At 59.1% G+C, this 23,666-nt stretch carries 23 protein-coding genes; 15 read left to right on the top strand and 8 right to left on the bottom strand.

Going from position 1 to position 23,666, the window contains the following annotated elements; genetic code table 11:
• Positions 1 to 98: 98 nt before the first annotated feature.
• Entirely contained in the window at positions 99 to 662 is a 564-nt protein-coding gene (gene ahpC / locus CAPSK01_RS01105; protein ID WP_034921583.1) for an alkyl hydroperoxide reductase subunit C, read from the bottom strand.
• Between the two features lie 193 nt (positions 663 to 855).
• On the opposite strand from ahpC, the gene mnmG reads away from it, so the two are divergent.
• The 13 genes from mnmG (at position 856) to CAPSK01_RS01040 (ending at position 12,125) form a co-directional block, all read left to right on the top strand.
• Positions 856 to 2,778: a tRNA uridine-5-carboxymethylaminomethyl(34) synthesis enzyme MnmG gene (gene mnmG, locus CAPSK01_RS01100; RefSeq protein WP_034921265.1), complete on the top strand. Its 1,923-nt coding sequence runs from the start codon at positions 856 to 858 to the stop codon at positions 2,776 to 2,778.
• Positions 2,775 to 3,410 (top strand): 16S rRNA (guanine(527)-N(7))-methyltransferase RsmG, encoded by a 636-nt coding sequence (gene rsmG, locus CAPSK01_RS01095; protein WP_034921262.1) that lies wholly within the window; start codon positions 2,775 to 2,777, stop codon positions 3,408 to 3,410. Before mnmG ends, rsmG begins: the two co-directional genes overlap by 4 nt.
• A 13-nt stretch (positions 3,411 to 3,423) precedes the next feature.
• Positions 3,424 to 4,236: an AAA family ATPase gene (locus tag CAPSK01_RS01090; protein ID WP_034921260.1), complete on the top strand. Its 813-nt coding sequence runs from the start codon at positions 3,424 to 3,426 to the stop codon at positions 4,234 to 4,236.
• Positions 4,233 to 5,075 (top strand): ParB/RepB/Spo0J family partition protein, encoded by an 843-nt coding sequence (locus CAPSK01_RS01085; protein WP_034921257.1) that lies wholly within the window; start codon positions 4,233 to 4,235, stop codon positions 5,073 to 5,075. Before CAPSK01_RS01090 ends, CAPSK01_RS01085 begins: the two co-directional genes overlap by 4 nt.
• Before the next feature lie 145 nt (positions 5,076 to 5,220).
• Positions 5,221 to 5,577, top strand: coding sequence for an ATP synthase subunit I (locus CAPSK01_RS01080; RefSeq protein WP_034921254.1), 357 nt, complete (start codon positions 5,221 to 5,223; stop codon positions 5,575 to 5,577).
• Positions 5,578 to 5,594: 17 nt separating this feature from the next.
• Positions 5,595 to 6,365, top strand: a complete 771-nt coding sequence (atpB, locus tag CAPSK01_RS01075) for a F0F1 ATP synthase subunit A (RefSeq protein ID WP_034921251.1) — start codon at positions 5,595 to 5,597, stop codon at positions 6,363 to 6,365.
• Between the two features lie 94 nt (positions 6,366 to 6,459).
• Entirely contained in the window at positions 6,460 to 6,717 is a 258-nt protein-coding gene (atpE, locus tag CAPSK01_RS01070; RefSeq protein WP_138677986.1) for a F0F1 ATP synthase subunit C, read from the top strand.
• Between the two features lie 35 nt (positions 6,718 to 6,752).
• Entirely contained in the window at positions 6,753 to 7,223 is a 471-nt protein-coding gene (locus CAPSK01_RS01065) for a F0F1 ATP synthase subunit B (protein WP_034921249.1), read from the top strand.
• Between the two features lie 4 nt (positions 7,224 to 7,227).
• On the top strand, positions 7,228 to 7,764 hold the full coding sequence (locus CAPSK01_RS01060; protein WP_034921246.1) for a F0F1 ATP synthase subunit delta: 537 nt from the start codon (positions 7,228 to 7,230) through the stop codon (positions 7,762 to 7,764).
• Between the two features lie 10 nt (positions 7,765 to 7,774).
• Entirely contained in the window at positions 7,775 to 9,313 is a 1,539-nt protein-coding gene (gene atpA, locus CAPSK01_RS01055; RefSeq protein WP_034921243.1) for a F0F1 ATP synthase subunit alpha, read from the top strand.
• An 18-nt stretch (positions 9,314 to 9,331) separates the two neighbouring features.
• On the top strand, positions 9,332 to 10,195 hold the full coding sequence (atpG, locus tag CAPSK01_RS01050; protein ID WP_034921239.1) for a F0F1 ATP synthase subunit gamma: 864 nt from the start codon (positions 9,332 to 9,334) through the stop codon (positions 10,193 to 10,195).
• Positions 10,196 to 10,233: 38 nt separating this feature from the next.
• Positions 10,234 to 11,634 carry a F0F1 ATP synthase subunit beta gene (atpD, locus tag CAPSK01_RS01045; protein ID WP_034921236.1) on the top strand — a complete coding sequence of 467 codons (1,401 nt, stop codon included), beginning with the start codon at positions 10,234 to 10,236 and terminating at the stop codon, positions 11,632 to 11,634.
• 68 nt (positions 11,635 to 11,702) lie between these two features.
• Complete coding sequence (locus CAPSK01_RS01040; protein ID WP_034921234.1) at positions 11,703 to 12,125, top strand: F0F1 ATP synthase subunit epsilon; 423 nt, start codon at positions 11,703 to 11,705, stop codon at positions 12,123 to 12,125.
• 88 nt (positions 12,126 to 12,213) lie between these two features.
• On the opposite strand, the gene CAPSK01_RS01035 is transcribed toward CAPSK01_RS01040, so the two are convergent.
• The 7 genes from CAPSK01_RS01035 to CAPSK01_RS01005 all read right to left on the bottom strand — a co-directional run bounded on the left by CAPSK01_RS01035 (position 12,214) and on the right by CAPSK01_RS01005 (position 21,086).
• Positions 12,214 to 12,786 (bottom strand): hypothetical protein, encoded by a 573-nt coding sequence (locus CAPSK01_RS01035; protein WP_034921231.1) that lies wholly within the window; start codon positions 12,784 to 12,786, stop codon positions 12,214 to 12,216.
• Between the two features lie 7 nt (positions 12,787 to 12,793).
• Positions 12,794 to 13,663, bottom strand: coding sequence for a TIM44-like domain-containing protein (locus CAPSK01_RS01030; RefSeq protein ID WP_034921227.1), 870 nt, complete (start codon positions 13,661 to 13,663; stop codon positions 12,794 to 12,796).
• 16 nt (positions 13,664 to 13,679) lie between these two features.
• Complete coding sequence (gene ubiE / locus CAPSK01_RS01025) at positions 13,680 to 14,423, bottom strand: bifunctional demethylmenaquinone methyltransferase/2-methoxy-6-polyprenyl-1,4-benzoquinol methylase UbiE (RefSeq protein ID WP_034921224.1); 744 nt, start codon at positions 14,421 to 14,423, stop codon at positions 13,680 to 13,682.
• A gap of 34 nt (positions 14,424 to 14,457) precedes the next feature.
• On the bottom strand, positions 14,458 to 14,883 hold the full coding sequence (locus CAPSK01_RS01020; protein WP_034921578.1) for a DUF971 domain-containing protein: 426 nt from the start codon (positions 14,881 to 14,883) through the stop codon (positions 14,458 to 14,460).
• Between the two features lie 102 nt (positions 14,884 to 14,985).
• Positions 14,986 to 16,596: a hypothetical protein gene (locus CAPSK01_RS01015; protein WP_273702834.1), complete on the bottom strand. Its 1,611-nt coding sequence runs from the start codon at positions 16,594 to 16,596 to the stop codon at positions 14,986 to 14,988.
• A gap of 25 nt (positions 16,597 to 16,621) precedes the next feature.
• Positions 16,622 to 17,053, bottom strand: coding sequence for an HIT family protein (locus CAPSK01_RS01010; RefSeq protein ID WP_034921219.1), 432 nt, complete (start codon positions 17,051 to 17,053; stop codon positions 16,622 to 16,624).
• A 157-nt stretch (positions 17,054 to 17,210) separates the two neighbouring features.
• Positions 17,211 to 21,086 (bottom strand): DUF3683 domain-containing protein, encoded by a 3,876-nt coding sequence (locus tag CAPSK01_RS01005; RefSeq protein ID WP_034921216.1) that lies wholly within the window; start codon positions 21,084 to 21,086, stop codon positions 17,211 to 17,213.
• Positions 21,087 to 21,189: 103 nt separating this feature from the next.
• Between CAPSK01_RS01005 and ilvA the strand changes: the two genes are divergently transcribed.
• Both ilvA and cysK read left to right on the top strand, forming a co-directional pair.
• On the top strand, positions 21,190 to 22,701 hold the full coding sequence (gene ilvA, locus CAPSK01_RS01000; protein ID WP_034921213.1) for a threonine ammonia-lyase, biosynthetic: 1,512 nt from the start codon (positions 21,190 to 21,192) through the stop codon (positions 22,699 to 22,701).
• Between the two features lie 30 nt (positions 22,702 to 22,731).
• Positions 22,732 to 23,664, top strand: a complete 933-nt coding sequence (gene cysK, locus CAPSK01_RS00995) for a cysteine synthase A (protein ID WP_034921575.1) — start codon at positions 22,732 to 22,734, stop codon at positions 23,662 to 23,664.
• The last annotated feature ends 2 nt before the right edge of the window (positions 23,665 to 23,666 follow it).

The following is a 23,666-nucleotide window of genomic DNA, read 5'->3' as shown; positions in this document are numbered from 1 at the left end:
GTGGCATTGCAAAGGGGCCGCCAAACAGCGGCCCCTTTGCACTGAGACCCCGAATCACGCGACAGGAAAAGCAGCCTGCCGCGTGGCTCACACGGTTCTTAAATCTTGCCGACCAAGTCCAGCGACGGGGTCAGCGTGGCGTCACCCGGCGTCCACTTGGCCGGGCAGACTTCGCCCGGGTGGCTGGCGACGTACTGGGCAGCCTGAACCTTGCGCAACAGTTCCTTGGCGTCGCGACCAATGCCGAGGTCGTGGACCTCACAGACCTTGATGATGCCTTCGGGATTGATCACGAAGGTGCCGCGCAACGCCAGACCTTCCTCTTCGATCATCACGTCGAAATTGCGGGTGATGGTGCCGGTCGGGTCGCCGAGCATCGGATACCGGATCTTCTTGATGGTCTCGGAAGCGTCGTGCCAAGCCTTGTGTGTAAAATGCGTGTCGGTAGATACCGCGTATATTTCGACACCGATCTTCTTGAACGACTCATACTCGTCAGCCAGGTCACCCAGTTCGGTCGGGCAGACGAAGGTGAAGTCAGCCGGGTAGAAAACGACGACAGACCATTTGCCCTTCAGGTCGGCATCGGATACAGGACCAAACTTGCCGTTATGAAAAGCAGTGGTTTTGAACGGTTTGATTTCGGTGTTGATCAGTGACATCTTGAGATCTCCTTCGGGTTCGGTGAATGAAAACAAGCGACGGGCAGGATCATAGTGGAGTCGCCAGAATTGTTCCAATTAATTCTGATAATTCAAGTCATAGCCCAAGGCTATTTGGTCGGCGTTTCAACAAATTGCCGTAAAATGCCGGTCTTTTCCAGAGTCGTCCGCGTGCTACCAATGGCGATCGTCCATGTTATTTCCTGAATGTTTCGAGGTGATTGTGGTCGGCGGTGGCCATGCCGGCACTGAAGCGGCGCTCGCCGCAGCGCGGATGGGCGTCAGGACGCTGCTGCTGACGCACAACCTCGAGACACTCGGCGCGATGAGTTGCAATCCATCGATCGGTGGCATCGGCAAAGGGCATCTGGTCAAGGAGATCGACGCTCTGGGCGGGGTGATGGCCGAGGCTACCGATGAGGCCGGCATCCAGTTCCGGATTCTCAATGCGAGCAAGGGTCCGGCGGTACGTGCGACGCGTGCGCAGGCAGATCGCGTGCTGTACCGGCAGGCGATCCGCCGTCGCCTCGAAAACCAGCCAAATCTGGTGATCTTCGCGCAGGCATGTGCTGACCTGATGCTCGAAGGCGACCACGTCGCCGGTGTAGTGACCCGGTTGGGCGTGCGCTTTGCTGCACGAACCGTGGTCCTCACGGCTGGCACCTTCCTCAACGGCAGGATTCACGTGGGTCTGTCGAATCATAGCGGTGGCCGTATGGGTGATCCCCCGTCGGTTTCGCTGGCTGCCCGTCTGCGCGAATTACAGTTGCCGGTTGGCCGGCTCAAGACCGGCACACCGCCACGACTGGATGGCAAGACCATCGATTTTTCGACCTTGGCCGAGCAATATTCGGACGATCCCTTGCCGGTGTTCTCGTTTCTTGGAGACGCTGCCCAACATCCGCGTCAGTTGCCATGCTGGGTGACCAGCACCAACGCTCGGACGCACGCGATCATCCGGGCCAACCTCGATCGGTCGCCGATGTACACCGGGGTGATCGAAGGCGTCGGTCCGCGTTATTGCCCATCGATCGAAGACAAGATTCATCGTTTTTCGGCCAAGGAAAGCCATCAGGTCTTTCTCGAGCCGGAAGGCCTGACAACCCATGAAATTTACCCGAATGGGATTTCTACCAGCCTGCCTTTTGATGTCCAGCTGGCCATCGTCCGCTCGATCCGCGGACTTGGGAACTGCCACATCCTGCGCCCCGGCTACGCCATCGAATACGATTATTTTGATCCACGCGGCCTGCGCAGCTCACTGGAAACGAAGGCTTTGCGTGGTCTTTTCTTCGCCGGCCAGATCAACGGCACCACCGGTTACGAGGAAGCCGCAGCGCAGGGCCTGTTGGCCGGCATCAACGCCGCCCTGCAGGTGCAGGAAAAGGAACCCTGGACACCGCGCCGGGACGAGGCCTACCTCGGCGTTCTGGCCGATGATCTGATCACTCGTGGCGTCTCGGAGCCTTACCGGATGTTTACCAGTCGCGCGGAGTACCGCTTATCACTGCGGGAGGACAATGCCGACCTGCGTCTGACCGAGCAAGGCCACCGTTTGGGGTTGGTGGGCGAGCAGCGCTGGGCAGCTTTTTGCGAGAAGAGGGAAGCGATCGTACGCGAGCAGGAGCGCCTGAAGTCGACCTGGGTACAGCCGGCAAAGCTTGCCGATGAGGACACGATCAGGATCTTCGGCAAGCCTCTGGAGCACGAATACAGCCTGCATGAGCTGCTGCGCCGCCCGGATGTGAGTTATTCGTCGTTGATGACGCTGCGCCTGGGCGATTTTTCGGTGGACGCGGGTCTGCGCGATCCACGGGTCATCGAACAGGTCGAGAACCAGGCCAAGTATCAGGGTTACATCGAACGTCAACGGGATGAGGTGAGCAAGAATCTGGCCAACGAGGAAACGTGCTTTCCCGACGATTTCGACTTTTGCAGCATTACGGGTCTGTCCAGGGAAGTCCAGCAGAAGCTCGTTCTGCATCGTCCACAGACCCTGGGGCAGGCTTCCCGCATTCAGGGCGTGACCCCGGCGGCCATCTCGATCCTGCTGGTGCATTTGAAGCGTGCACAACTGAACGCGCAGCGCCAGCGAATCGCCGGTTCTGGTTCATGACGCCGGCCACGCAACTCGCGCAGGGACTGCACGTCCTGGGGATCGATCTTTCGCACGCCGCACAGAACAAGCTGCTCGCCTACGTGGCCCTGCTCGACAAGTGGAACAAGACCTATCGCCTGACCGGTCTGAATGATCCGTCGTTGGCGGTCAGTCATCACTTGCTCGATTCGCTGGCGATCCTGCCCTTTGTCGAGGGGGCGACACTGCTCGACGTGGGCAGCGGTGGCGGCATGCCCGGTATCCCGCTGGCCATCGCCCGCCCGGAACTGGGGGTGGTCCTGCTGGACAGCAATGCGAAAAAGACGGCCTTTCTGCAACAGGTGGCGATTGAGCTTGGGTTGGTGAATATTGCCGTACACTGTGGCCGTGTTGAAGCGTACAGGCCCGTGGCCAGTTTCTCAGCGATCAGCGCACGCGCATTTTCCGATCTCGGCGAGTTCGTGAGACTGTCGCGTCACCTGTTGCAAACGGGGGGTCATTGGCTGGCCATGAAAGGCCTTCGGCCGCAGGACGAAATGGCAAATCTGTCGGTTGATGTGGTCGTGGACGCAGTGCATCGCTTGAAGGTGCCGGGCATCACCGGTGAACGGCACCTGGTAATCATGAGCAGCAGTCAGGCGCAGCATTGAGGAGGGAGTCGATTTGGCAAGAATACTCGCGGTAACCAACCAAAAAGGCGGCGTTGGCAAGACGACGACGGCCGTCAACCTCACGGCCTGTCTCGCCGAAATCGGCCAGCGCGTGTTGCTGATCGATCTTGATCCGCAGGCCAACGCCACGACCGGTTGCGGTGTCGTCAAGAGCGACGCGCTGTCGACGGTCTATCAGATTCTGATCGGTCGCTCGACGATGCGTGGCACCAGCCTGCGTACTGAATTCGGCTTCGACCTGATGCCCGCGAATCGCGAACTCGCGGGTGCCGAGATCGATCTGATCAATCTCGGAAAGCGCGAGTATCGGCTGCGTGACGCGCTCGCCGACATCCGTGGCGACTATGACTTCATCGTGATGGATTGCCCGCCCGCACTGAACCTGCTGACAGTCAATGGGCTGGTCGCTGCCGATACCGTGATGATCCCGATGCAATGTGAGTACTACGCGCTGGAAGGTCTGACTGACTTGGTGGCGACACTGAAAAAGGTGCGGGCCAAATTGAATCCGGTGCTCGAGATCGAGGGTCTGCTGCGGACCATGTACGACCCGCGTTCGACGCTGACCCAACAGGTTTCCCGCGAACTTGAACGACACTTCGGTTCGAAGGTTTATCGGACGATCGTTCCGCGCAATGTACGCCTGGCCGAGGCTCCGTCCTATGGCAAGCCGGTGCTTGCATTCGACCGCAGCTCGAAGGGCGCACAAGCGTATCTCTTGTTGGCGCAGGAGATTCTCGATCGGCACGCCGGCAGCGCTGGCAGGGTGACCGCGGCGCTTGCCGGGACTGGAGTGGAGCCATGAAACTGAAAGGACTGGGGCGTGGCCTTGATGCTCTCCTGGCGGATAACGATGCTCAGAGCCGGGAACAGCAAAGAACGCTGCCGGTCGGTCGGCTCCAGCCGGGCAAGTATCAGCCACGTACCCGCATGGACAGCGCTTCGCTCGAAGAACTGGCCGCCTCGATCAGGGTGCAGGGGTTGATGCAGCCGATTCTTGTACGGCCGGTCAGCGACGACCGCTACGAGATCATTGCCGGTGAGAGGCGCTGGCGAGCGGCGCAGATGGCCGGCTTGACCGAGGTGTCTACTTTGGTCCGGATCATTCCGGATGAGGCCGCGCTGGCCATGGCGCTGATCGAGAACATCCAGCGCGAGGATCTCAACCCGATCGAGGAAGCGCTGGGTCTGCAACGATTGATCGATGAGTTCTCGATGACCCACCAGCAAGCAGCCGATGCCGTTGGACGATCACGACCGGCGGCGTCGAATCTGCTGCGTCTGCTGCAGTTGGCTGCACCGGCGCAGGAGCTCCTGATGCGCGGGGAAATCGACATGGGGCATGCGCGCGCCCTCCTCCCGCTGGCGGGTGCGTTGCAGGTCCAGTTGGCGCAACGAGTGGCACAGAAAGGCTTGTCGGTACGCGAAACCGAGCGCCTGGTTCAGTGTGCCCTCAACCCACCGAAAGAAGTCACCACGCCGAGCAGGCCGGACCGCGATGTGCTGCGTCTGCAGGACGAACTGGCCGATCTGCTCGGTGCGCAGGTGGCGATTCGAGCCAATAAACGAGGGGCGGGCAAGGTGCTGATCGAGTTCGGCGACCTCGATCAACTTGAAGGAATTCTGCAGCGCTTACGCCATTGATGCGCCGCATCATGGAAGCCCATCCAGGGCTCGCCAATCCTGGCTGCAGGGCAGATTCTATCGAGGAATTTAAACTTTTTTGCAGTTGCGGTTTGATTCCTTATTGTGAGTCTGGTATCCTGCTCATGTTTTGGAGGGGCTAGCCGTGCATCCGCAGGTTCGCTGGGTCCTGGTCTGCCAGTTGGTGGTCACTCTGGCAGTAGGGTTGGTCGCGGGGGTTGCTCTGGGATTTGATGCGGCTGTTTCTGCAGTACTCGGTGGCGGGATTGCCATGGCCAGTGCTTCTGCTTATGCATGGCGAGCCTTGCGGCTATCGAAACAGGCCGATGCAAGAAGAGTGTTTCGGGATCAGGTGGCTGGGGAGGGTTACAAGTTTGTCGTAACCCTTTTGTTGTTTACCGTGGTCTTCAAGAGCTACGCACAACTCGCAGCCTTGCCGCTCTTCCTGGCCTATGTAGCAACAGTGGTCGTTTATTGGATGGCGCTGCTCAGGCAGCAATAGTTGAACAGGGAGAATATATGGCTTCGGGCGAGGCATTGACGACGAGTGGATACATTGTCCACCACCTGACCAACCTGACCGTCGGTCACGGTTTCTGGACTTTTCACCTGGACTCCCTGATCGTATCCGGTCTCCTTGGCCTGTTCGCCTTCCTCGGCATGGCCAAACTTGCCAGCAGGGCTGCCGTCGTCGGTCCGGGCAAGCTGCAAACCTTCGTTGAAATGCTGGTGTCCTTTATCGATCAGCAGGTCAAGGATACCTACCATGGCAAGAGTGCGCTGATCACGCCGATGGCGGTCACCATCTTCGTCTGGGTTTTTCTGATGAACGCGATGGATCTGATCCCGGTCGATTTCATTCCCTTCGTCCTCGGCTTTGCTGGCGTACATTATTTCAAGGTGGTGCCGACCACCGACCCGAACCTGACTTTCGGCATGTCCCTGACGGTGTTCGCGATCATGTTGGTCATGGGCGTCAAGGTGAAAGGTGTCGGGGGCTTCCTGCATGAGGTATTCACCGTGCCGTTTGGTGCCAAGCTGGCGCCACTCAATCTTCTCTTCCGGGTCATCGAGGATGTCGCCAAGCCGATTTCACTTGCGCTGCGTCTGTTCGGCAACATGTACGCTGGCGAGATGGTGTTTATCCTGATTGCCCTTCTGGGTCTGTGGCAGTTACCCCTGGCGCTGCCCTGGGCGCTGTTTCATATCCTGATCATCACCTTGCAGGCCTTCGTGTTCATGATGCTCACCATCGTTTACATGTCGATGGCCAGCGAGTCCCACGGTTAGTCGTGGGAAGACTGCCCGGTTGCGAGTTTGATTCACGTTGTCTTTGTTTAACCCATTTAGCATGTTTTACTAGGAGAAAGTAATGGAAGCCGCTCTGTCTATGTTGCTTGGTAACACCGCCATCGCCGTCGCCATCCTGATCGGTGCGGGTGCTCTCGGTACCGCTATCGGTTTTGGTCTGCTGGGTGGCCGGTTCCTTGAGGGCGCTGCTCGCCAGCCGGAAATGATTCCGACTCTCCAGGTAAAGATGTTCATTGTTGCGGGTCTTCTCGACGCGGTCACCATGATCGGTGTCGGTATCGCGCTGTTCATGCTTTTTGCCAATCCCTTCATTGCCGTTGTCAAGGGCTGATCGCTTTTCGGACTAACTCTTAACAGGAGGTTAGCGTGAACATCAACGCAACGTTGATTGGCGAAGCGATCTGGTTTGGCGTCTTCATCTGGATCACCATGAAATACGTCTGGCCTCCGTTGGCCAAGGCCATGGCCGATCGCCAAAAACTGATCGCTGACGGGCTTGCCGCCGGCGAGCGTGGGAAGCATGAGCTGGAGCTGGCGGGCAAACGTTCCGCAGATGCCCTGCGCGACGCCAAGGCAAAGGCTGCCGAAATCATTGCTGCCGCCGAGAAGCGCGGCGCTCAGATGGTTGAAGAGGCGAAGGTGACAGCCAAAATTGAAGCCGACAAGGTGGTCGCATCGGCAAAGGCCGAGATTGCTCAACAGGTCGAGCAGGCAAGAGCGGAACTGCGTGGCCGTGTCGCCGACCTTGCCGTGGCGGGTGCCGAGCGCATCCTGAAGCGCGAAGTCGATGCCAGGGCGCATGCCGAAATGCTGTCCGCGCTCAAGCAGGAACTCTAATACCATGGCCGAACTCGTTACCATCGCGCGCCCCTACGCTGAAGCGGTTTTCCGCATTGCGCTGGAAAACAAGGCGCTGACGTTTTGGTCCGAGCGGTTGTCGCTGCTTTCTGCAATTGCCACGGATGAGCAGATGCGTTCCTGCATCGGCAATCCGGAGTTGTCTGCCACGCAGAAGAGTACACTCTTCAAGTCGCTGATCGGCAAGGCACAGGATGGCGGCGAAGCCAATCTGATCGATGTCCTCGCCAACAACGAACGGCTTTCCGCCTTGCCGGAAATCGCGGGTCTCTTCGAGGAGCTGAGGGCTGCGCAGGAAGGCGTCAAGGAAGCCACGATCTACAGTGCCTTTCCCGTTGACGACGCGCAGCTCAAGGCGCTGATCGAGGATCTGGAAGCGCGCTTCAAAACCCGGCTGACTGCCGAAGTGGTCGTCGATCAATCGCTGATCGGCGGCGTCAAGATTGTGGTTGGCGACCAGGTTCTCGATACCTCCGTACGCGGAAAATTGGAGAGCCTGCGGTTGGCGCTCAAGAACTAGGAGAATTTTCATGCAGTTGAATCCTTCCGAAATCAGCGAACTGATCAAGAGCAAGATCGAGAATCTTGCGATCAGCGCCGATCTGCGCACCCAGGGCACCATCGTTTCGGTGACCGATGGTATCTGCCGTATCTACGGCCTGACCGATGTCATGCAGGGAGAGATGCTCGAGTTTCCGGGCAATACTTTCGGCATGGCCTTGAACCTCGACCGGGACTCGGTTGGCGCGGTGGTTCTCGGTGAATACGAGCAAATCAGCGAAGGCGACACCGTCAAGACCACCGGTCGCATTCTCGAGGTTCCGGTCGGACCGGAATTGCTCGGTCGCGTGGTGAACTCGCTCGGGCAGCCGATCGACGGCAAAGGTCCGGTCAACAACAAGCTGACCGACAAGATTGAAAAGGTTGCCCCCGGTGTCATCTGGCGCAAATCGGTTTCGCAACCGGTACAGACCGGACTTAAATCGATCGACGCAATGGTGCCGATCGGTCGTGGCCAGCGCGAATTGATCATTGGTGACCGGCAGACCGGCAAGACGGCGGTGGCAGTCGATACAATCATCAACCAGAAAGGCCAGAACCTGATCTGCATCTATGTTGCGGTCGGTCAAAAGGCCTCAACCGTCGCCAACGTGGTACGCAAGCTCGAAGAAAACGGCGCGATGGAATATACCATCATCGTTGCTGCGACCGCTTCCGAATCCGCCGCCTTGCAGTACATCGCTCCCTACTCGGGTTGCACGATGGGCGAGTATTTCCGTGACCGTGGACAGGATGCACTGATCATCTACGACGATCTGACCAAGCAGGCGTGGGCTTACCGCCAGGTTTCGCTGCTCCTGCGCCGCCCGCCAGGTCGTGAAGCCTATCCTGGCGACGTGTTCTACCTGCACTCTCGCTTGCTTGAACGCGCAGCGCGCGTTTCCGAAGAATGGGTCGAGAAGTTTACCAACGGCGAGGTCAAGGGCAAGACGGGCTCACTGACGGCCCTGCCGGTCATCGAGACGCAGGCAGGCGACGTCTCCGCCTTCGTTCCGACCAACGTCATCTCGATCACCGATGGCCAGATCTTTCTTGACACCGACCTGTTCAATGCGGGTGTGCGCCCAGCCATCGATGCCGGTATCTCGGTTTCTCGGGTCGGCGGTGCTGCCCAGACCAAAGTCATCAAGAAGCTGGGCGGAGGGGTCCGTCTGGCGCTCGCCCAGTACCGTGAACTGGCGGCATTTGCACAGTTTGCATCGGATCTTGACGAGGCGACCCGCAAACAGCTTGATCGTGGCCGTTTGGTGACCGAACTGATGAAGCAGCCGCAGTATTCGCCATTGCCCATTTCCGAGATGGCGATCACCCTGCACGCAGTGAACAAGGGTCTTTTCGACGATGTTGAAGTGAAGAAGGCACTTGCCACCGAGAAGCAGATGCACAGCTTCGTCAAACAGAAATACGCCGACCTCGTGGCCAGGATCGAAACTACCAAGGATCTTGACGCTGACACTGAGCAGAAGCTCACCAAGGCGATTGAGGAATTCAAGGCCACACTGGCCTGATCGACCAAGGAGATAGCCATGCCTAGCGGCAAGGAAATCCGGAACAAGATCAAGAGCGTAGAAAGTACGCGCAAGATCACCAAGGCTATGGAAATGGTGGCCGCATCGAAGATGCGCAAGGCGCAGGACAGGATGCGGGCTGCCCGCCCCTACGGCGAAAAGATTCGCCGGGTGGCGGGTAACCTTTCGCATGCCTTGACGGATTATCGCCATCCTTTTCTGACCGTACGCGAGCCCGTGAAAGCGGTCGGATTGATCACCGTCACCTCCGACAAGGGTCTCTGCGGTGGCCTCAATACCAACGTACTTCGACTTGCCTTGGCGAAGATGAAGGAGTGGGACGCCGAAGGCAAGAAGCTTCGGGTGACCGCGATTGGCAACAAGGGCCTGGGTTTCATGCAGCGCGCGGGTGCGAACATCGTCTCGCAGCTCACCGGATTGGGGGATACGCCGCACCTCGAGAAGCTGATCGGTCCGGTCAAGGTGCAACTGGACGCTTATATGAAGGGCGAAATCGATCTTCTCTACATCGCCTTTACCCGCTTCATCAATACGATGAAGCAGGAGCCGACGCTCTACCAGTTGCTACCGCTCTCAGGGGATCTCGTCGGGAGTGAGGGCAATCGCTGGGACTACCTTTACGAGCCTGACGCCAAGACGGTCATTGATGACTTGCTGTTGCGTTATGTGGAGGCGATGATCTATCAGTCGGTAGCCGAGAACATGGCTTCCGAGCAGAGCGCGCGCATGGTCGCCATGAAGTCGGCTTCGGATAACGCGAAGAACGTGATCGGCGAACTCAAGCTGGTTTACAACAAGGCTCGCCAGGCAGCGATCACCAAAGAGCTTTCGGAAATCGTCGGCGGCGCAGCGGCTGTCTGACCACGCGATAGTTGATTTATTGATTTAGGGATACGACGATGAGTCAAGGAAACATTGTTCAGTGTATCGGCGCCGTGGTGGACATCCAGTTCCCGCGTGATGCCATGCCCCACATTTACAACGCACTCCAGCTCGACAAGGCAGAAGAATCGGATATGTGTGAGTCCGACCTGATGTTCGAGGTTCAGCAGCAGTTGGGGGATGGCATTGTGCGCACCATCGCCATGGGGTCATCCGACGGACTGCGGCGTGGCATGAAAGTCAACAACACCGGTGCCGGCATTTCGGTGCCGGTCGGCAACGCGACGATTGGCCGCATCATGAACGTTCTCGGTCGGCCGATTGATGAAGCCGGGCCCATTGCCACCGAAGAGCGTCGTGAAATTCACCAGATGGCACCGAAGTTCGACGAGCTGTCACCGTCGGTCGACCTGCTGGAAACCGGGATCAAGGTGATCGACCTGGTTTGTCCTTTCGCCAAGGGCGGAAAGGTGGGACTGTTCGGTGGCGCTGGCGTGGGCAAGACGGTGAACATGATGGAGTTGATCAACAACATCGCCAAACAGCACTCAGGTCTTTCGGTGTTTGCCGGTGTTGGTGAGCGTACCCGCGAGGGCAATGACTTCTATCATGAAATGAAGGAGTCCAATGTTCTCGACAAAGTGGCGATGGTCTTTGGCCAAATGAACGAGCCTCCAGGCAACCGTCTGCGCGTCGCATTAACCGGTCTGACCATGGCCGAGCGATTCCGTGATGATGGCCGTGACATCCTCTTCTTCGTTGACAACATCTATCGGTACACGCTGGCGGGTACCGAGGTTTCGGCACTGCTTGGCCGGATGCCGTCTGCCGTCGGATATCAGCCGACGCTGGCCGAAGAAATGGGCCGTCTGCAGGAGCGTATCACCTCGACCAAGGTCGGATCGATCACCTCGATTCAGGCGGTCTATGTGCCTGCCGATGACCTGACTGATCCGTCGCCGGCGACAACCTTCCTGCATCTGGACTCGACCGTGGTGTTGTCGCGGGATATCGCCTCACTCGGCATCTACCCGGCTGTCGACCCGCTCGATTCCACTTCACGGCAGCTTGATCCCCAGGTCGTCGGCGAAGAGCATTACAATGTTGCCCGTGCAGTCCAGATGACTCTTCAGAAATACAAGGAGTTGCGCGACATCATCGCGATTCTCGGGATGGACGAGCTGTCGCCGGAAGACAAGCTGGCGGTTTACCGCGCCCGCAAGATTCAACGTTTCCTTTCACAACCCTTCAGCGTGGCTGAAGTCTTTACCGGTTCTCCTGGCAAGTATGTTCCACTCAAGGACACGATCAAGGGCTTCAAGATGATCGTCGAAGGCGAATGCGACAACATTCCCGAGCAGGCGTTCTACATGGTTGGCGGTATCGAGGAAGTGTTTGAAAAGGCCAAGACACTCTAAAGCGGGCAGCACAGACGTCGCGTCCCTTGCACTGTGCCAAGGGATACGACTGAGCAAGGGGAATAACCATGGCAATCAGAGTACATGTTGACGTCGTCAGTGCCGAGGAATTGATCTTTTCCGGCCAGACCGACTTCGCGGTCTTTCCGGGTGAGGCCGGCGAACTTGGTATCTATCCGCGGCATACGCCGTTATTGACCCGTATCAGGCCGGGAACGATTCGTCTGAAAGTGCCGGATAGCGACGAGTATGAAATGGTTTACGTCTCCGGCGGGATGTTGGAAGTGCAGCCTGCGCTGATTACGGTCCTGGCCGACACCGCGATTCGTGCACACGACCTTGACGAAGCCAAGGCGATAGAGGCCAAGCGTCGTGCAGAGGAAGCCCTCAAGGATCGGACTTCGGATATTGGACTTGCTACTGCCGAGGCCGAACTGGCGCAAGCGGTCGCCCAGTTGCAGGCAATCAAGCGGCTACGCCAGCGTCACTAAGTGATAGTCGTGAAAAGGCAGCCCGGTGTGAGGGCTGCCTTTTCATTCCCATGCTTTTGAGCGCACACCACGTACACCACAGAGCGTTCTAACACTGTTCCAGCTGTGCCAGCCTTCTTTCGATGCGCGAAAAATCGTCACGCAAGGTGTCCACGTCTAGACAAAACCTCTCGATATCACAGCGGCGAGCAATCGCTGCATTCTCTTCAGTCAGATATTCGGCCACACCGATCGCCAACTTTCTCAAGCCGACCAGTTGCCATTGTCCGAGTTGCTTGGCAAACTGGAGGCCACGGTGAGCCACCACATCGCCAAGGACTTTCGACAAGTCATGCTCGATGTCCCAGCGCAAGTTGCGAAACACGAAGCCCAGGGTCTCTGCCAGATCCACAGCGCCTGAAATGGTCGCTGAAGTGAGCAAAGAGGCTTGGTCGGTCAACGCGAGCGCAGGTGCGTCACTAGGAAGTGTAATGCTGACCGTCGCTGGAGTACCCGCTGCTGCGGTCTCGAACGTGCCCCCCTCGCTAATCCTGACCAGCAAGGCCGTGCTACCAAATTGCAGGAGTGCCGTTTTTCCGGCAAAGGGAATCAGTCGATCACGCGCCCAGGACTCTCCCTGCAACAGGTGATTGAGCAGTGCGAGCGTAGGCCAGGCCAGCATCTCTCGTTCAGGAAAGTTGCTGGATACCGGCAATTACCCAGCCGCTGGCACCGTCAACGGCCTTGGTAAGGTTCCAGACTTCGTCAAAAGGTGCGGCCACCGCGCCGGCTTCTTCGCGGATCATTCCGCTGAAGCGAACGCTGGCGATGTGCCGATCGGCCTCGGTGACGACTTCGAGTAACACAGCGTTCAGCGTCACGACATCGGTTTGCTGTGTTGCCTTCCCTCTCTCGTCGAACTGCAGTTTGATTTCTGCATACATCTCGGGAGTCACAAACTCGCGGATGTCGTCGAGATTGCCAGCATCGTTGGCCGCCTGCAGTCGAATGAAATTCAGCTTGGCGACCCGCAGGAAACCATCCACGTCAAAGCCTGCCGCTATGTTGGCCGACAGCGGAACGGCAGGGCTGACAGGCAGACCCGTAGCCGGCGCAGGATTGAAGGCTTGCGGCGTCGGCACCATTCCTGCCGCGCCTGCCCCGGCGTATTGCAGGGGTTGAGCATCTGGCACCGGTGAACCTTTGCGGCGAAACAGCAATTTGAAGGCGACCACGGCGCACATCAACAGTAACGCAATCATCAGGAAATTGGCCATGCTCTCACCCAGGCCGAAGTGGGATAACAGTGCGGCGATCCCGAGGCCGGCGGCTAGACCCGCCAAAGGACCCATCCAGTTACGTTTGGGTGCTGCTGCAGGTGCCGTCGCGGCAGGTGCAGGCGTCACTGCATTCAGAGGCGGTGTTGCCTGCCGCTGAGTTACCGAGTCGCGCTGCATGCCGGACGAACTGCCGCCACCCAGTCGCTTCGCATCAGCCTCTCCGACCGCCAGGCCAAGGCTGAATACGCAGATACCGAGAGTCATCAGGATCTTTTTCATCCGTGCATCTCCCCTCCTAAAACTTGAAAGCACGGTGCAGGGCGACCACGCCCAGCGCCAGATTGTAATATTCGACCTGCTCGAGTCCGGCTTGTTCCATCAATAACTTGAGCGCTTCCTGATCCGGATGCATGCGAATCGACTCTGCAAGATACCGGTAGCTCGCTTCGTCGTGGGTAATCATCTGTCCAAGACGGGGGATTACCTGGAACGAATAGAAATCGTAAGTGGCTGCCAGAGGTTTCCATACCTGAGAGAACTCAAGCACCAGCAGGCGTCCTCCGGGTCTGAGGACGCGCCGCATTTCGGCCAGTGCCAGATCTTTGTGTGTCATGTTGCGCAGGCCAAAGGCAACCGTCACACAATCGAAATAATCATCGGGGAACGGCAGCTTTTCGGCATCGCACTGCGCGACCGGGAGAATGAAGCCCTGGTCGCAGAGTCGATCACGACCGCGGGTCAGCATGGCGTGGTTGATATCCGTGAGCCAGACTTGTCCCCGGTTGCCGAGCTTTCTGGCGAAAGCGAGTGCCAGGTCGCCGGTTCCACCAGCCACGTCGAGCACCCGCCAGCCTTCGCGAACGTCGCTCTTGGCAATGGTGAAGGCCTTCCAGAGCCGGTGTAGACCACCCGACATCAGGTCATTCATCAGGTCGTAACGCTGTGCAACGGAATCGAAAACCTCGGCAACGTGTCTGGTTTTCTCCTCCTCAGCAACTTCCTGATAGCCAAAGTGGGTCGTACTTCGCTGGTTGCTCATGCTCATGACCTGGCTGGGGAGCAATCGAAACGGATCAATGCTTGCCGCAAGTTTTGGAGACCTTGGTAGCGACTGCCGGGGTCTCGGCGGGGTCACGGCGGCCATTCTCCTGTTGCAGGCGTTTCAGATACGCTTGCCAGAGCTGGTCGCGATTGATGCCCAGATGGTAGAGCAAATCCCAGGAATACAGCCCGCTGTCATGGCCGTCCGAGAATACCGGTCTGATGGCGTAGTTGCCGACTGCCTCAACCCGTTCGATATCGACGTCCCGCTTGCCGACTTGCAGAACCTCTTGGCCTGGCCCATGACCACGCGCTTCGGCAGAGGGCGTGAACACACGCAGGAATTCGTAGCTCAGCTCGAAACGCTCACCGCCCTCGAAGCTCAATTCGATAATGCGGGATTTCTGATGCAGCTTGATCTCGGTCGGGATCTTGGTGGTTTCATCCAGGCCAGCCATGGTGGTCTCTGCGTAATCGTGACGGCACATCATAGCGCAAAATCACCTTGATTACCGTTGCTGTCTGCCATGGCATGCGGCATTCGGTGACGGATCACACCCTCAAACCATGCTGAAAGTCACCCTCTCAAAGTCCGCGCCATCGGCCAGCAGGCGTATTAACCTGACCTGCATCGGGTTTTCCGTGTAGACTTCGAGCTGGCGCTCGGCTCGAAACCACCCTGGCGGGAGGATTAGTGTTTGTTCGGCGCCGATGGCCGGAACTGCCGGCAGCAAGAACGCCCGTTGATAGGGAACCTGGTGCCCCGGATCGAGTGCCAGCGGGCGCGCAGCGACCGCTTGAGGTTTGCCGGGCAGTGCTGCGATCCCTGCAACCAGATTGCCACCTTCTTCCTGCATCAACCACGCCACTTGTGCCAGAAGATGCGAGTTGCCATCATGCGGGCAGATGGACAGTAGCTGCCCCGGCGCGATTTTCTTGCCGACAACCGAGCGCAACAGGCGAAAACCATTCGCGCTCTGGTCGAGCACTTCCCAGGTGTCGAAGTCAAAGCCAAGCTGCCCCTGGCGGACTGCCAGCATCTGCGTCGGGTCAAGCATGTGGCGGAAGGCAAACATGCTTTCGAATTCCTGGCGCGAATAGATGCTGGTAATTTCCGGCTGCTGGAACTCCTTTCCGGAGATGTGGTAGTGCATTGCCGAAAACCCCGTAGATACTTTGGAAATTCCTGACGCATTGTGGCGGCGGAACTTACGTGCGGCACGCAACATGCTCCATGGTTTATAGAGACGATTGACCAGTCGATAACACTGTGCAGCAGTGCAATCTTCCCCGAGACCGATCTGTGCGGGCGAGATTCGTTGCTGCAACTGCCTTTTCAGTTGGTTGAGCTGGCTCACCAGGCGAGTGGTGTCGAGTCGACGCAGATGTTCACGATGCGGGCACTCATTCGATGCCCGCAGACCACAATCCTGCATCAGGTCGACGACGAACGGAGGTAAGGGCTCATTTTCTACGGCCGGGTGCATCGCCACCAGAGGGGACCAATTGTTTGCCCAGCGACGTACTAGGCTGATGTCACCCACAGACAGGCTGTAGGGACTTGCCAATTCAGCGAGGAGGAGGCTGACGAAAGCGGCGGTACAGTGGCTGCTGCGTCCAAGGGGATCGAGCGAATCCGGCACAGGGAGGGTTGCAATGCCCCATTCTTCGGCACTGGCGTAATATCCATGCAGGTTCAGCCACACCCCTGCCGGCAGTGCTTGACGGGCGCGATGGTGCTCGATGATCACCATTCCCGTATAGTAAATGCAGCGGTGCAGGATCAGGGCCAGTCGTTCGGCATAGACGTTGCTATGGTCGTCGGTGTCCAGAAGCTGTGCACAATGCGCGTAGGCGCGGGCTGCCTTCTGCCAGGTGGCAATGACCTGGCAGAAGGCGCCTGCCTCGACCTCTCCCAGCGGTAATGCCTTGTTGATGTAGCTTCGGGCGAGTTCCTCCTCGATGAAACAGAGTGAAATCCGCGTCTGTTCGAGCAGCTGCAGATAGACTTCGCCTTGCGGTGGCGTCTTCAACAGACTGTCGAGAAAGAGGTTGATTTCGAGTGCAGCCTGCCGTGAATTGGCCAGAGGAAGCCGGGAGAGCATCTGGAAACCGGTATGCAGGTCGGGGATCTTCATGGTCGCCGGGATATTGGGGAGGACTGCATTCATGGTTTTTACTGTCGGTTCTATCAGACTATCTGGTACGCATGGCGGCGATGATCTGGTCACCCAGTTGCTGCCTGTTGACAAGGGGGCGACGCGGGCTATTCTGACGCTGCGGTTTCGTCCAGACAGCGTTGGGAAAATGCCTGTCGTCCCGCCAGCGAGGGATCAGGTGCCAATGAACGTGCGGCGTCATATTGCCCAGGCTTGCGAGATTGATCTTGTCCGGCTGGTACAAGGTTCGGACAGCGCTTTCTACAGCAAATAGCACGCTCATGAGCTGCATCCGTTCCTTCTGAGGCAGGTCGGTCATCTCGCGCATGTGCCGGTGCAGGATGATGCGGCAGAAGCCGGGGTAATCCGGGTCACCCACCATGACGACGCGACACAGGTCGCTTTCCCATACCACTTCGCCTCCCGGCGATTCGCATAGTTCGCAATCCTCAAAATCGTACTTGCACACTTGCTGACTCCTTGGAGATTTCAGGGCGCCGATGCGCCATCCAGGATTCAACAATAAGCCACCAGGGCAGTAAGCGAGAGGAACTAGGTCACGGAAGGGGGTATGTGATCAAGGTACAAGGATGTCCAGTTCGGCGCGGGTCCCTTGAGTCTTGAATCTACAGAAGAACACGCTCGATACCGCCGTTGTTGGCGTGTCGGACGTATTGCGCCATCCAGTCCTCGCCGAGCAGCCGCTTGACCATCTCGACAACGATGTAGTCAGCCTGGGTGCCGGTGTCGTCGTGGTAGCGGGACAGGCCCTGCAGGCACGATGGGCAGGAAGTCAGTACCTTGACCTCGCCCGTGAAGTAATCCGAACGTAGTCGGCGGACGCCTTTTTCGATCTCCTCCTGTTTGCGGAAGCGCACCTGTGTAGACACGTCCGGGCGCGTCACCGCCAGCGTTCCCGATTCGCCGCAGCAGCGCTCGGAGAGATCGACCGGCTGTCCCATCAGACTGTTGACCACCTTGATGCCCGGTATCGTCCGCATCGGTGTGTGGCAGGGGTCGTGGTACATATAGCGGGTACCGCTGACCCCATCGACCCGGACTCCCTTCTCCAGTAAATATTCGTGGATGTCCAGCAGGCGGCAGCCGGGAAAAATCTGCTCGAAGTGGTATTTTTCGAGCTGGTCCATGCAGGTGCCACAGGAGACGATGACCGTCCGGATGTCGAGATAGTTGAGCGTATTGGCGACACGGTGGAAAAGCACCCGGTTGTCGGTAGTGATCCGCAGCCCTTGGTCGGCCTCGCCGGCAGCCGTCTGGGGATAGCCGCAGCACAAGTAGCCAGGTGGCAGAACCGTTTGCGCGCCGATGTCGTAGAGGATCGCCTGGGTGGCCAGGGCGACCTGCGAGAACAGACGCTCCGAGCCGCAACCCGGAAAGTAGAATACCGCGTCGCCATCGTAATCCGGTGCGCTGACCTTGATGGGGTCGCGAATGATCGGCACGACCTTGTCGTCTTCGATATCGAGCAGGGCACGGGCAGTCCGTCTGGGCAGTCCGCCCGGCATGGGTTTGTTGATGAAGTGGATGACCTGTGCCCTGAGCGTTGGCGAACCCAGCGTCGCTGGCGGTTGCTGGGTCTGGCCCTGGAGCAGGTGCAAGGACCTCGCCAGTCGGTAGGCCAGGCGCTGCGCTCGGTAGCCCCAGTCGATCATCAGCTTGCGGATCAGCTTGATCGTCGCCGGGTCCTTGATCGTCAGGAAAGCCATCGCTGCGGCTTTTGCCGGAACGAACTTCTTCTTGCCCTGTTCACGCAGCAGATTGCGCATCCTGATCGAAACATTGCCGAAATCGATGTCGACCGGGCAGGGGGTGAGGCACTTGTGGCAGATCGTGCAGTGATCGGCGACGTCGTTGAACTCGTCGAAATGCCTGAGCGAGACACCGCGGCGAGTCTGTTCCTCGTAGAGGAAGGCCTCGATCAGCAGGGAAGTGGCCAGGATCTTGTTACGTGGCGAATAGAGCAGGTTGGCGCGCGGCACATGCGTTGAACAGACCGGCTTGCACTTGCCACAGCGCAGGCAGTCCTTGACCATCGTCGAGATGTTGCCGATCTCCGATTGCTCCATGATCAGCGACTCGGTGCCGAGCAGCGAGAACGAGGGCGTGTAGGCCTTCGCCAGATCGGCACCGGCGAGCAACTTGCCCTGGTTGAAATGGCCGTCCGGGTCGATCCTCGCCTTGTAAGCGCGGAACGGCCGGATCTCGTCCTCACTCAGGAACTCGAGTTTGGTGATGCCGATTCCATGTTCGCCCGAGACGACGCCGTCGAGCGCCCGTGCTAGCGCCATGATGCGCGCGACCACCGCATAAGCCGCCTGCAGCATTTCGTAATGGTCGGAGTTGACCGGGATGTTGGTATGCACGTTGCCGTCACCGGCGTGCATGTGCAACGCGACAAACAGGCGGCTGCGCAGAACCTCCTGGTGGATGGCGACGATGCGTTCGCGTACCGGTCGATAGACAAGGCCATCGAAAATCGCTTCGAGTTGCGGCTTGAGTTCTCTTTTCCACGAGACGCGCAGCGAGTAATCCTGCAGGCGATGGAAGAGCTTCGGCATGGCGGCGCGGTTTTTCAGCGCATCGACGTGGATGCCCAGGGCGACAAACTGCGCCTCGGCCTGCGGCAGGGGCTGATCGAGATTTTCGAGCAGCCATTGCCAGCGTGTCTGGACGCCGGCGACAGCGTCCAGCGCTGCGGTTCGCCGATCACCGATCAGCAGTTCCCTATCGAGGTCGGCGTCGCCACAATGCAGGGGCAGGTCGCCACGCAGGAATTCCGTCAGCGCTGCGCACAGTGACAGCTTGTTCTTTATCGACAACTCGATATTGATGCGCTCGACTCCATCGCAGTACTCGCCCATGCGCGGCAGTGGAATCACCACGTCTTCGTTCAACTTGAAGGCGTTGGTATGGCGTGAAATGGCTGCCGTGCGTGAGCGATCGAGCCAGGATTTCTTGCGCGTCTCGGCATCGACGGCGATGAAACCCTCGGCACCACGCAGATTGCACAGACGCACCACTTCTGACGCGACCGTCATCACCGCCGTCTCGTCGTCACCGACGATGTCGCCGATCAGAACCATTTTCGGACGGCCTGCGGTTTCTGCCTTGCGCTTGGCCTTGGTGGCGTAACCGACGGCCCGCAGGTAGCGCTCGTCGAGGTGTTCGAGGCCGGCGAGCAGCACCCCGGCCGCCCTGCCGGCACCGCCTGGCTTGAAGTAATCGGTGATATCGACAATCGCCGGTACTGCCTCGCGCACCTGCCCGAAGAATTCCAGGCAGACGGTGCGCGTGTGCGCCGGCATCCGGTGCAGGATCCAGCGGGCGGCGACAATCAGGCCATCGGTCCCTTCTTTCTGGACGCCCGGCAGACCGGCCAGGAACTTGTCGGTCACGTCCTTGCCGAGGCCGGCCTTGCGAAAACGGGCACCCGGGATTTCGAGAATTTCCGGCGTTCCGTAGAGTGTCCTGCCGTCCTTGCGAAAGCGTCTGATCTCGAAGCGCGCCAGTTCCTGTTCGTGAATCTTGCCGAAGTTGTGGTGCATGCGTGTCACTTCCAGTACGTGACCGCTCGGGTCGATCATCTTCCACCAGGCCAGGTTGTCGAGGGCAGTTCCCCAGAGCACGGCTTTCTTGCCACCGGCGTTCATCGCGATATTGCCACCGATGCACGAGGCTTCCGCCGATGTCGGGTCAACGGCAAAAACGCGCCCGGCTGCTGCTGCAGCTTCCGCAACGCGGGCGGTGACAACGCCGGCGCCGGTACGGATGGTCGCCACAGGGCGATCACAGCCTGGCAGCAGCAACTCTTCGACGGCGCCGATGTCGATCAGTTTCTCGGTGTTGATCACCACCGAGAGCGCTGTCAACGGGATGGCGCCACCGGTATAACCGGTGCCGCCGCCGCGCGGGATGATCGTCAGCCCGAGTTCGATGCAGTCACGTACCAGCGGAGCCATCTCCTCTTCGCTGTCCGGGTAGAGGACGACGAAAGGGTACTCGATCCGCCAGTCGGTTGCGTCGGTCACGTGCGAGACGCGGGCCAGACCGTCGAAGGCGATGTTGTCGCGGCGCGTATGCCGGCTCAGCACTCTCCGGACCCGTGTACGCAGTCGGGCGGTATCGTCGAAATGCTGCGCAAAACGATTGACCGCCGCCTCGGCCGCAAGGATCAACTGCAGCACCTTGGCATTGCCCTGCCGCCGCTTGCCGATTTCGCGCAGGCGATGGTGCAGCGCCTCGACCAGGGCGGTGCGGCGCTCGCGGCTGGCGAGCAGATCGTCTTCCAGGTAGGGGTTGCGCTGCACCACCCAGATGTCGCCGAGCACTTCATAGAGCATCCGCGCCGAGCGGCCAGTGACCCGTTCGGCACGCAATTCGTCAAGCAGCGCCCAGTTTTCCGGCCCGAGCAGGCGAATGACGATCTCTCGGTCGGAGAACGAAGTGTAGTTGTAAGGGATCTCGCGCAGACGTGCGTTCATGGGTACTTCGCCACCAAAGAGCGCATTCTAACTGTTTGCCCATCAAACGCCGTTTCTGCTGCTAGAATCCTGCGCTCAGCCCAAGGATCTCTTCTCTGCTGCCATGCCTACGGATTACCTCGAAAGAATTCTCAACGCGCAGGTCTACGATGTCGCGATTGAAACCCCACTGGACCTCGCACCCAGCCTGTCGGCGCGTCTGGGCAACCGAATCCTGTTGAAGCGCGAAGACCTGCAGCCGGTTTTTTCCTTCAAGTTGCGCGGCGCTTACAACAAGATCGCCCATCTTTCGGTCGAGCGGCTCAAGCGCGGCGTGATCTGTGCCTCTGCCGGCAACCATGCCCAGGGGGTGGCGCTGGCGGCAGCCAGGCTCGGCTGCCGGGCGGTGATCGTGATGCCGACGACGACGCCGCAGATCAAGGTACAGGCGGTGCAGGCCAGAGGTGCGGAAGTCGTGCTCGCCGGCGAGGGCTATGATGACGCCTACACGCATGCTCTGGAACTCGAGAAAAGCGAGAAGCTGAGCTTCGTACACCCTTTTGATGACCCCGAAGTGATTGCCGGGCAGGGCACGATCGGCATGGAGATCCTTCGCCAGCATGCGAAGCCGATCCATGCCGTATTCTGCTGCGTCGGCGGTGGTGGTCTGATTTCCGGTGTCGCGGCCTACATCAAGCGGGTCAGACCGGAGACCCGGATCATCGGGGTCGAAGCCGTCGACGCCGATGCCATGACACGCTCGCTGAAAGCCGGCAAACGCGTCCGGCTCGATCACGTCGGCCTGTTTGCCGATGGTGCAGCGGTCAAGTATGTCGGCGAAGAAACCTTCCGCCTCTGTCAGATGTACGTCGACGAAATGGTGCTGGTGGATACCGACGCGATTTGCGCGGCAATCAAGGACGTTTTCGAAGACACCCGGGCCGTGCTCGAGCCGGCTGGCGCACTGGCAGTTGCCGGTGTCAAGGCCTATGCCAAAGCGCACAAACTGAAGGACAGGACGCTGATCGCAACGGCATCCGGCGCCAACATGAACTTCGACCGTCTGCGTTTTGTCGCCGAGCGTGCCGAGATCGGCGAGCAGCGCGAAGCCGTCTTTGCCGTGACCTTGCCGGAGAAGCCTGGCGCCTACAAGCGCTTCGTTGCACTGATCGGTGCCCGCAACATCACCGAGTTCAACTACCGTTACAACAACCAGCGTGATGCGCATGTCTTTGTTGGCATACAGGTCGCATCGCGCGCCGAATCCGTGCGGCTGCTCGAACATCTGCGCAAGCACGACTATCCGACGCTCGACCTGACCGATGACGAAATGGCCAAGGGTCACATCCGTCATCTGGTGGGCGGGCACTCGCCACAAATCCAGCACGAGATCCTCTACCGTTTCGAGTTTCCCGAGCGCCCTGGCGCGCTGATGAACTTTCTCAACCGCATGAGCGCTGGCTGGAACATCAGCCTTTTCCATTATCGCAACCACGGTGCCGACTACGGTCGCGTGCTGGTCGGCATGCAGGTGCCGCCGAGCGAAATGGGTGACTTCGAGGATTTTCTGGCGAAACTCGGCTACGCGTACTGGAACGAAAGCAATAACCCGGCGTACAAACTGTTTCTCGCCTAGTCCCATTTCAGAGGAGATTTCGCCATGCCCATGCACATCGCCGACAATGTCACCGACCTGATCGGCAACACGCCACTGGTCAGACTCAACCGTCTCGGTGCCGGAATTGACGGCACCGTCGTCGTCAAACTCGAGTTCTACAGTCCCGCGCACAGCGTCAAGGATCGTATTGCTGCAGCGATGATCGATGCAGCGCAGGCCGCCGGCAAGATCAGTGCGGAAACCATCGTACTCGAACCGACTTCGGGGAATACCGGTATTGGTCTGGCGATGGTCTGTGCGGCGCGCGGCATCCGATGCTGCTTCGTGATGCCGGAAACCATGAGCCGAGAACGCCGCCTGTTGCTCAAGGCCTATGGTGCCGAACTGGTGCTGACCTCCGGACCTGATGGCATGGGTGGCGCGATCCGCCGCGCCGAAGAACTCGCTGCCGCCGATGCCCGTTATTTCATCCCGCAGCAATTCGAGAACCCGGCCAATCCCGCGATCCACCGCGCGACGACGGCGGAAGAGATCTGGCGCGATACCGACGGACAGGTCGACATCTTCGTCTCCGGTGTCGGTACCGGTGGCACCATTACCGGCGTCGGCGAAGTGCTCAAGGCCAGAAGACCCGGCGTGCAGGTCATCGCCGTCGAGCCCGACGCGTCGCCGGTGCTCTCGGGCGGGGTCAAGGGACCGCATCCGATTCAGGGGATCGGCGCCGGTTTCGTTCCCAAGGTCCTGAATACCGCGATCTACGACGAAGTGCTGCGCGTCAAGGCCGACGACGCTTTCGACATCGCTCGCCGGATGGCGCGCGAAGAAGGGCTGTTGGTGGGAATTTCCTCGGGTGCGGCCGTCTGGGCCGCCCTCGAAGTCGCGCGGCGGCCGGAAAATGCCGGCAAGCTGAGTGTGGTGATCATTCCCTCGTTCGGCGAACGCTACCTGTCGACCGCACTCTACGCCCACCTCGAAGTCTGAAA

It is taken from the genome of Candidatus Accumulibacter vicinus (assembly GCF_000584955.1).
Taxonomy (GTDB): domain Bacteria; phylum Pseudomonadota; class Gammaproteobacteria; order Burkholderiales; family Rhodocyclaceae; genus Accumulibacter; species Accumulibacter vicinus.
This window is presented reverse-complemented; position numbering and strand designations above follow the sequence as displayed.

What these genes read in the sequence shown, in the direction of transcription:
- ahpC (WP_034921583.1), bottom strand. Translation starts at nt 662, where the DNA reads ATGTCACTGATCAACACCGAAATCAAACCGTTCAAAACCACTGCTTTT.
- mnmG (WP_034921265.1), top strand. Translation starts at nt 856, where the DNA reads ATGTTATTTCCTGAATGTTTCGAGGTGATTGTGGTCGGCGGTGGCCAT.
- rsmG (WP_034921262.1), top strand. Translation starts at nt 2,775, where the DNA reads ATGACGCCGGCCACGCAACTCGCGCAGGGACTGCACGTCCTGGGGATC.
- CAPSK01_RS01085 (WP_034921257.1), top strand. Translation starts at nt 4,233, where the DNA reads ATGAAACTGAAAGGACTGGGGCGTGGCCTTGATGCTCTCCTGGCGGAT.
- atpB (WP_034921251.1), top strand. Translation starts at nt 5,595, where the DNA reads ATGGCTTCGGGCGAGGCATTGACGACGAGTGGATACATTGTCCACCAC.
- CAPSK01_RS01060 (WP_034921246.1), top strand. Translation starts at nt 7,228, where the DNA reads ATGGCCGAACTCGTTACCATCGCGCGCCCCTACGCTGAAGCGGTTTTC.
- atpA (WP_034921243.1), top strand. Translation starts at nt 7,775, where the DNA reads ATGCAGTTGAATCCTTCCGAAATCAGCGAACTGATCAAGAGCAAGATC.
- atpG (WP_034921239.1), top strand. Translation starts at nt 9,332, where the DNA reads ATGCCTAGCGGCAAGGAAATCCGGAACAAGATCAAGAGCGTAGAAAGT.
- atpD (WP_034921236.1), top strand. Translation starts at nt 10,234, where the DNA reads ATGAGTCAAGGAAACATTGTTCAGTGTATCGGCGCCGTGGTGGACATC.
- CAPSK01_RS01040 (WP_034921234.1), top strand. Translation starts at nt 11,703, where the DNA reads ATGGCAATCAGAGTACATGTTGACGTCGTCAGTGCCGAGGAATTGATC.
- CAPSK01_RS01035 (WP_034921231.1), bottom strand. Translation starts at nt 12,786, where the DNA reads ATGCTGGCCTGGCCTACGCTCGCACTGCTCAATCACCTGTTGCAGGGA.
- CAPSK01_RS01030 (WP_034921227.1), bottom strand. Translation starts at nt 13,663, where the DNA reads ATGAAAAAGATCCTGATGACTCTCGGTATCTGCGTATTCAGCCTTGGC.
- ubiE (WP_034921224.1), bottom strand. Translation starts at nt 14,423, where the DNA reads ATGAGCAACCAGCGAAGTACGACCCACTTTGGCTATCAGGAAGTTGCT.
- CAPSK01_RS01020 (WP_034921578.1), bottom strand. Translation starts at nt 14,883, where the DNA reads ATGGCTGGCCTGGATGAAACCACCAAGATCCCGACCGAGATCAAGCTG.
- CAPSK01_RS01015 (WP_273702834.1), bottom strand. Translation starts at nt 16,596, where the DNA reads ATGAATGCAGTCCTCCCCAATATCCCGGCGACCATGAAGATCCCCGAC.
- CAPSK01_RS01005 (WP_034921216.1), bottom strand. Translation starts at nt 21,086, where the DNA reads ATGAACGCACGTCTGCGCGAGATCCCTTACAACTACACTTCGTTCTCC.
- ilvA (WP_034921213.1), top strand. Translation starts at nt 21,190, where the DNA reads ATGCCTACGGATTACCTCGAAAGAATTCTCAACGCGCAGGTCTACGAT.
- cysK (WP_034921575.1), top strand. Translation starts at nt 22,732, where the DNA reads ATGCACATCGCCGACAATGTCACCGACCTGATCGGCAACACGCCACTG.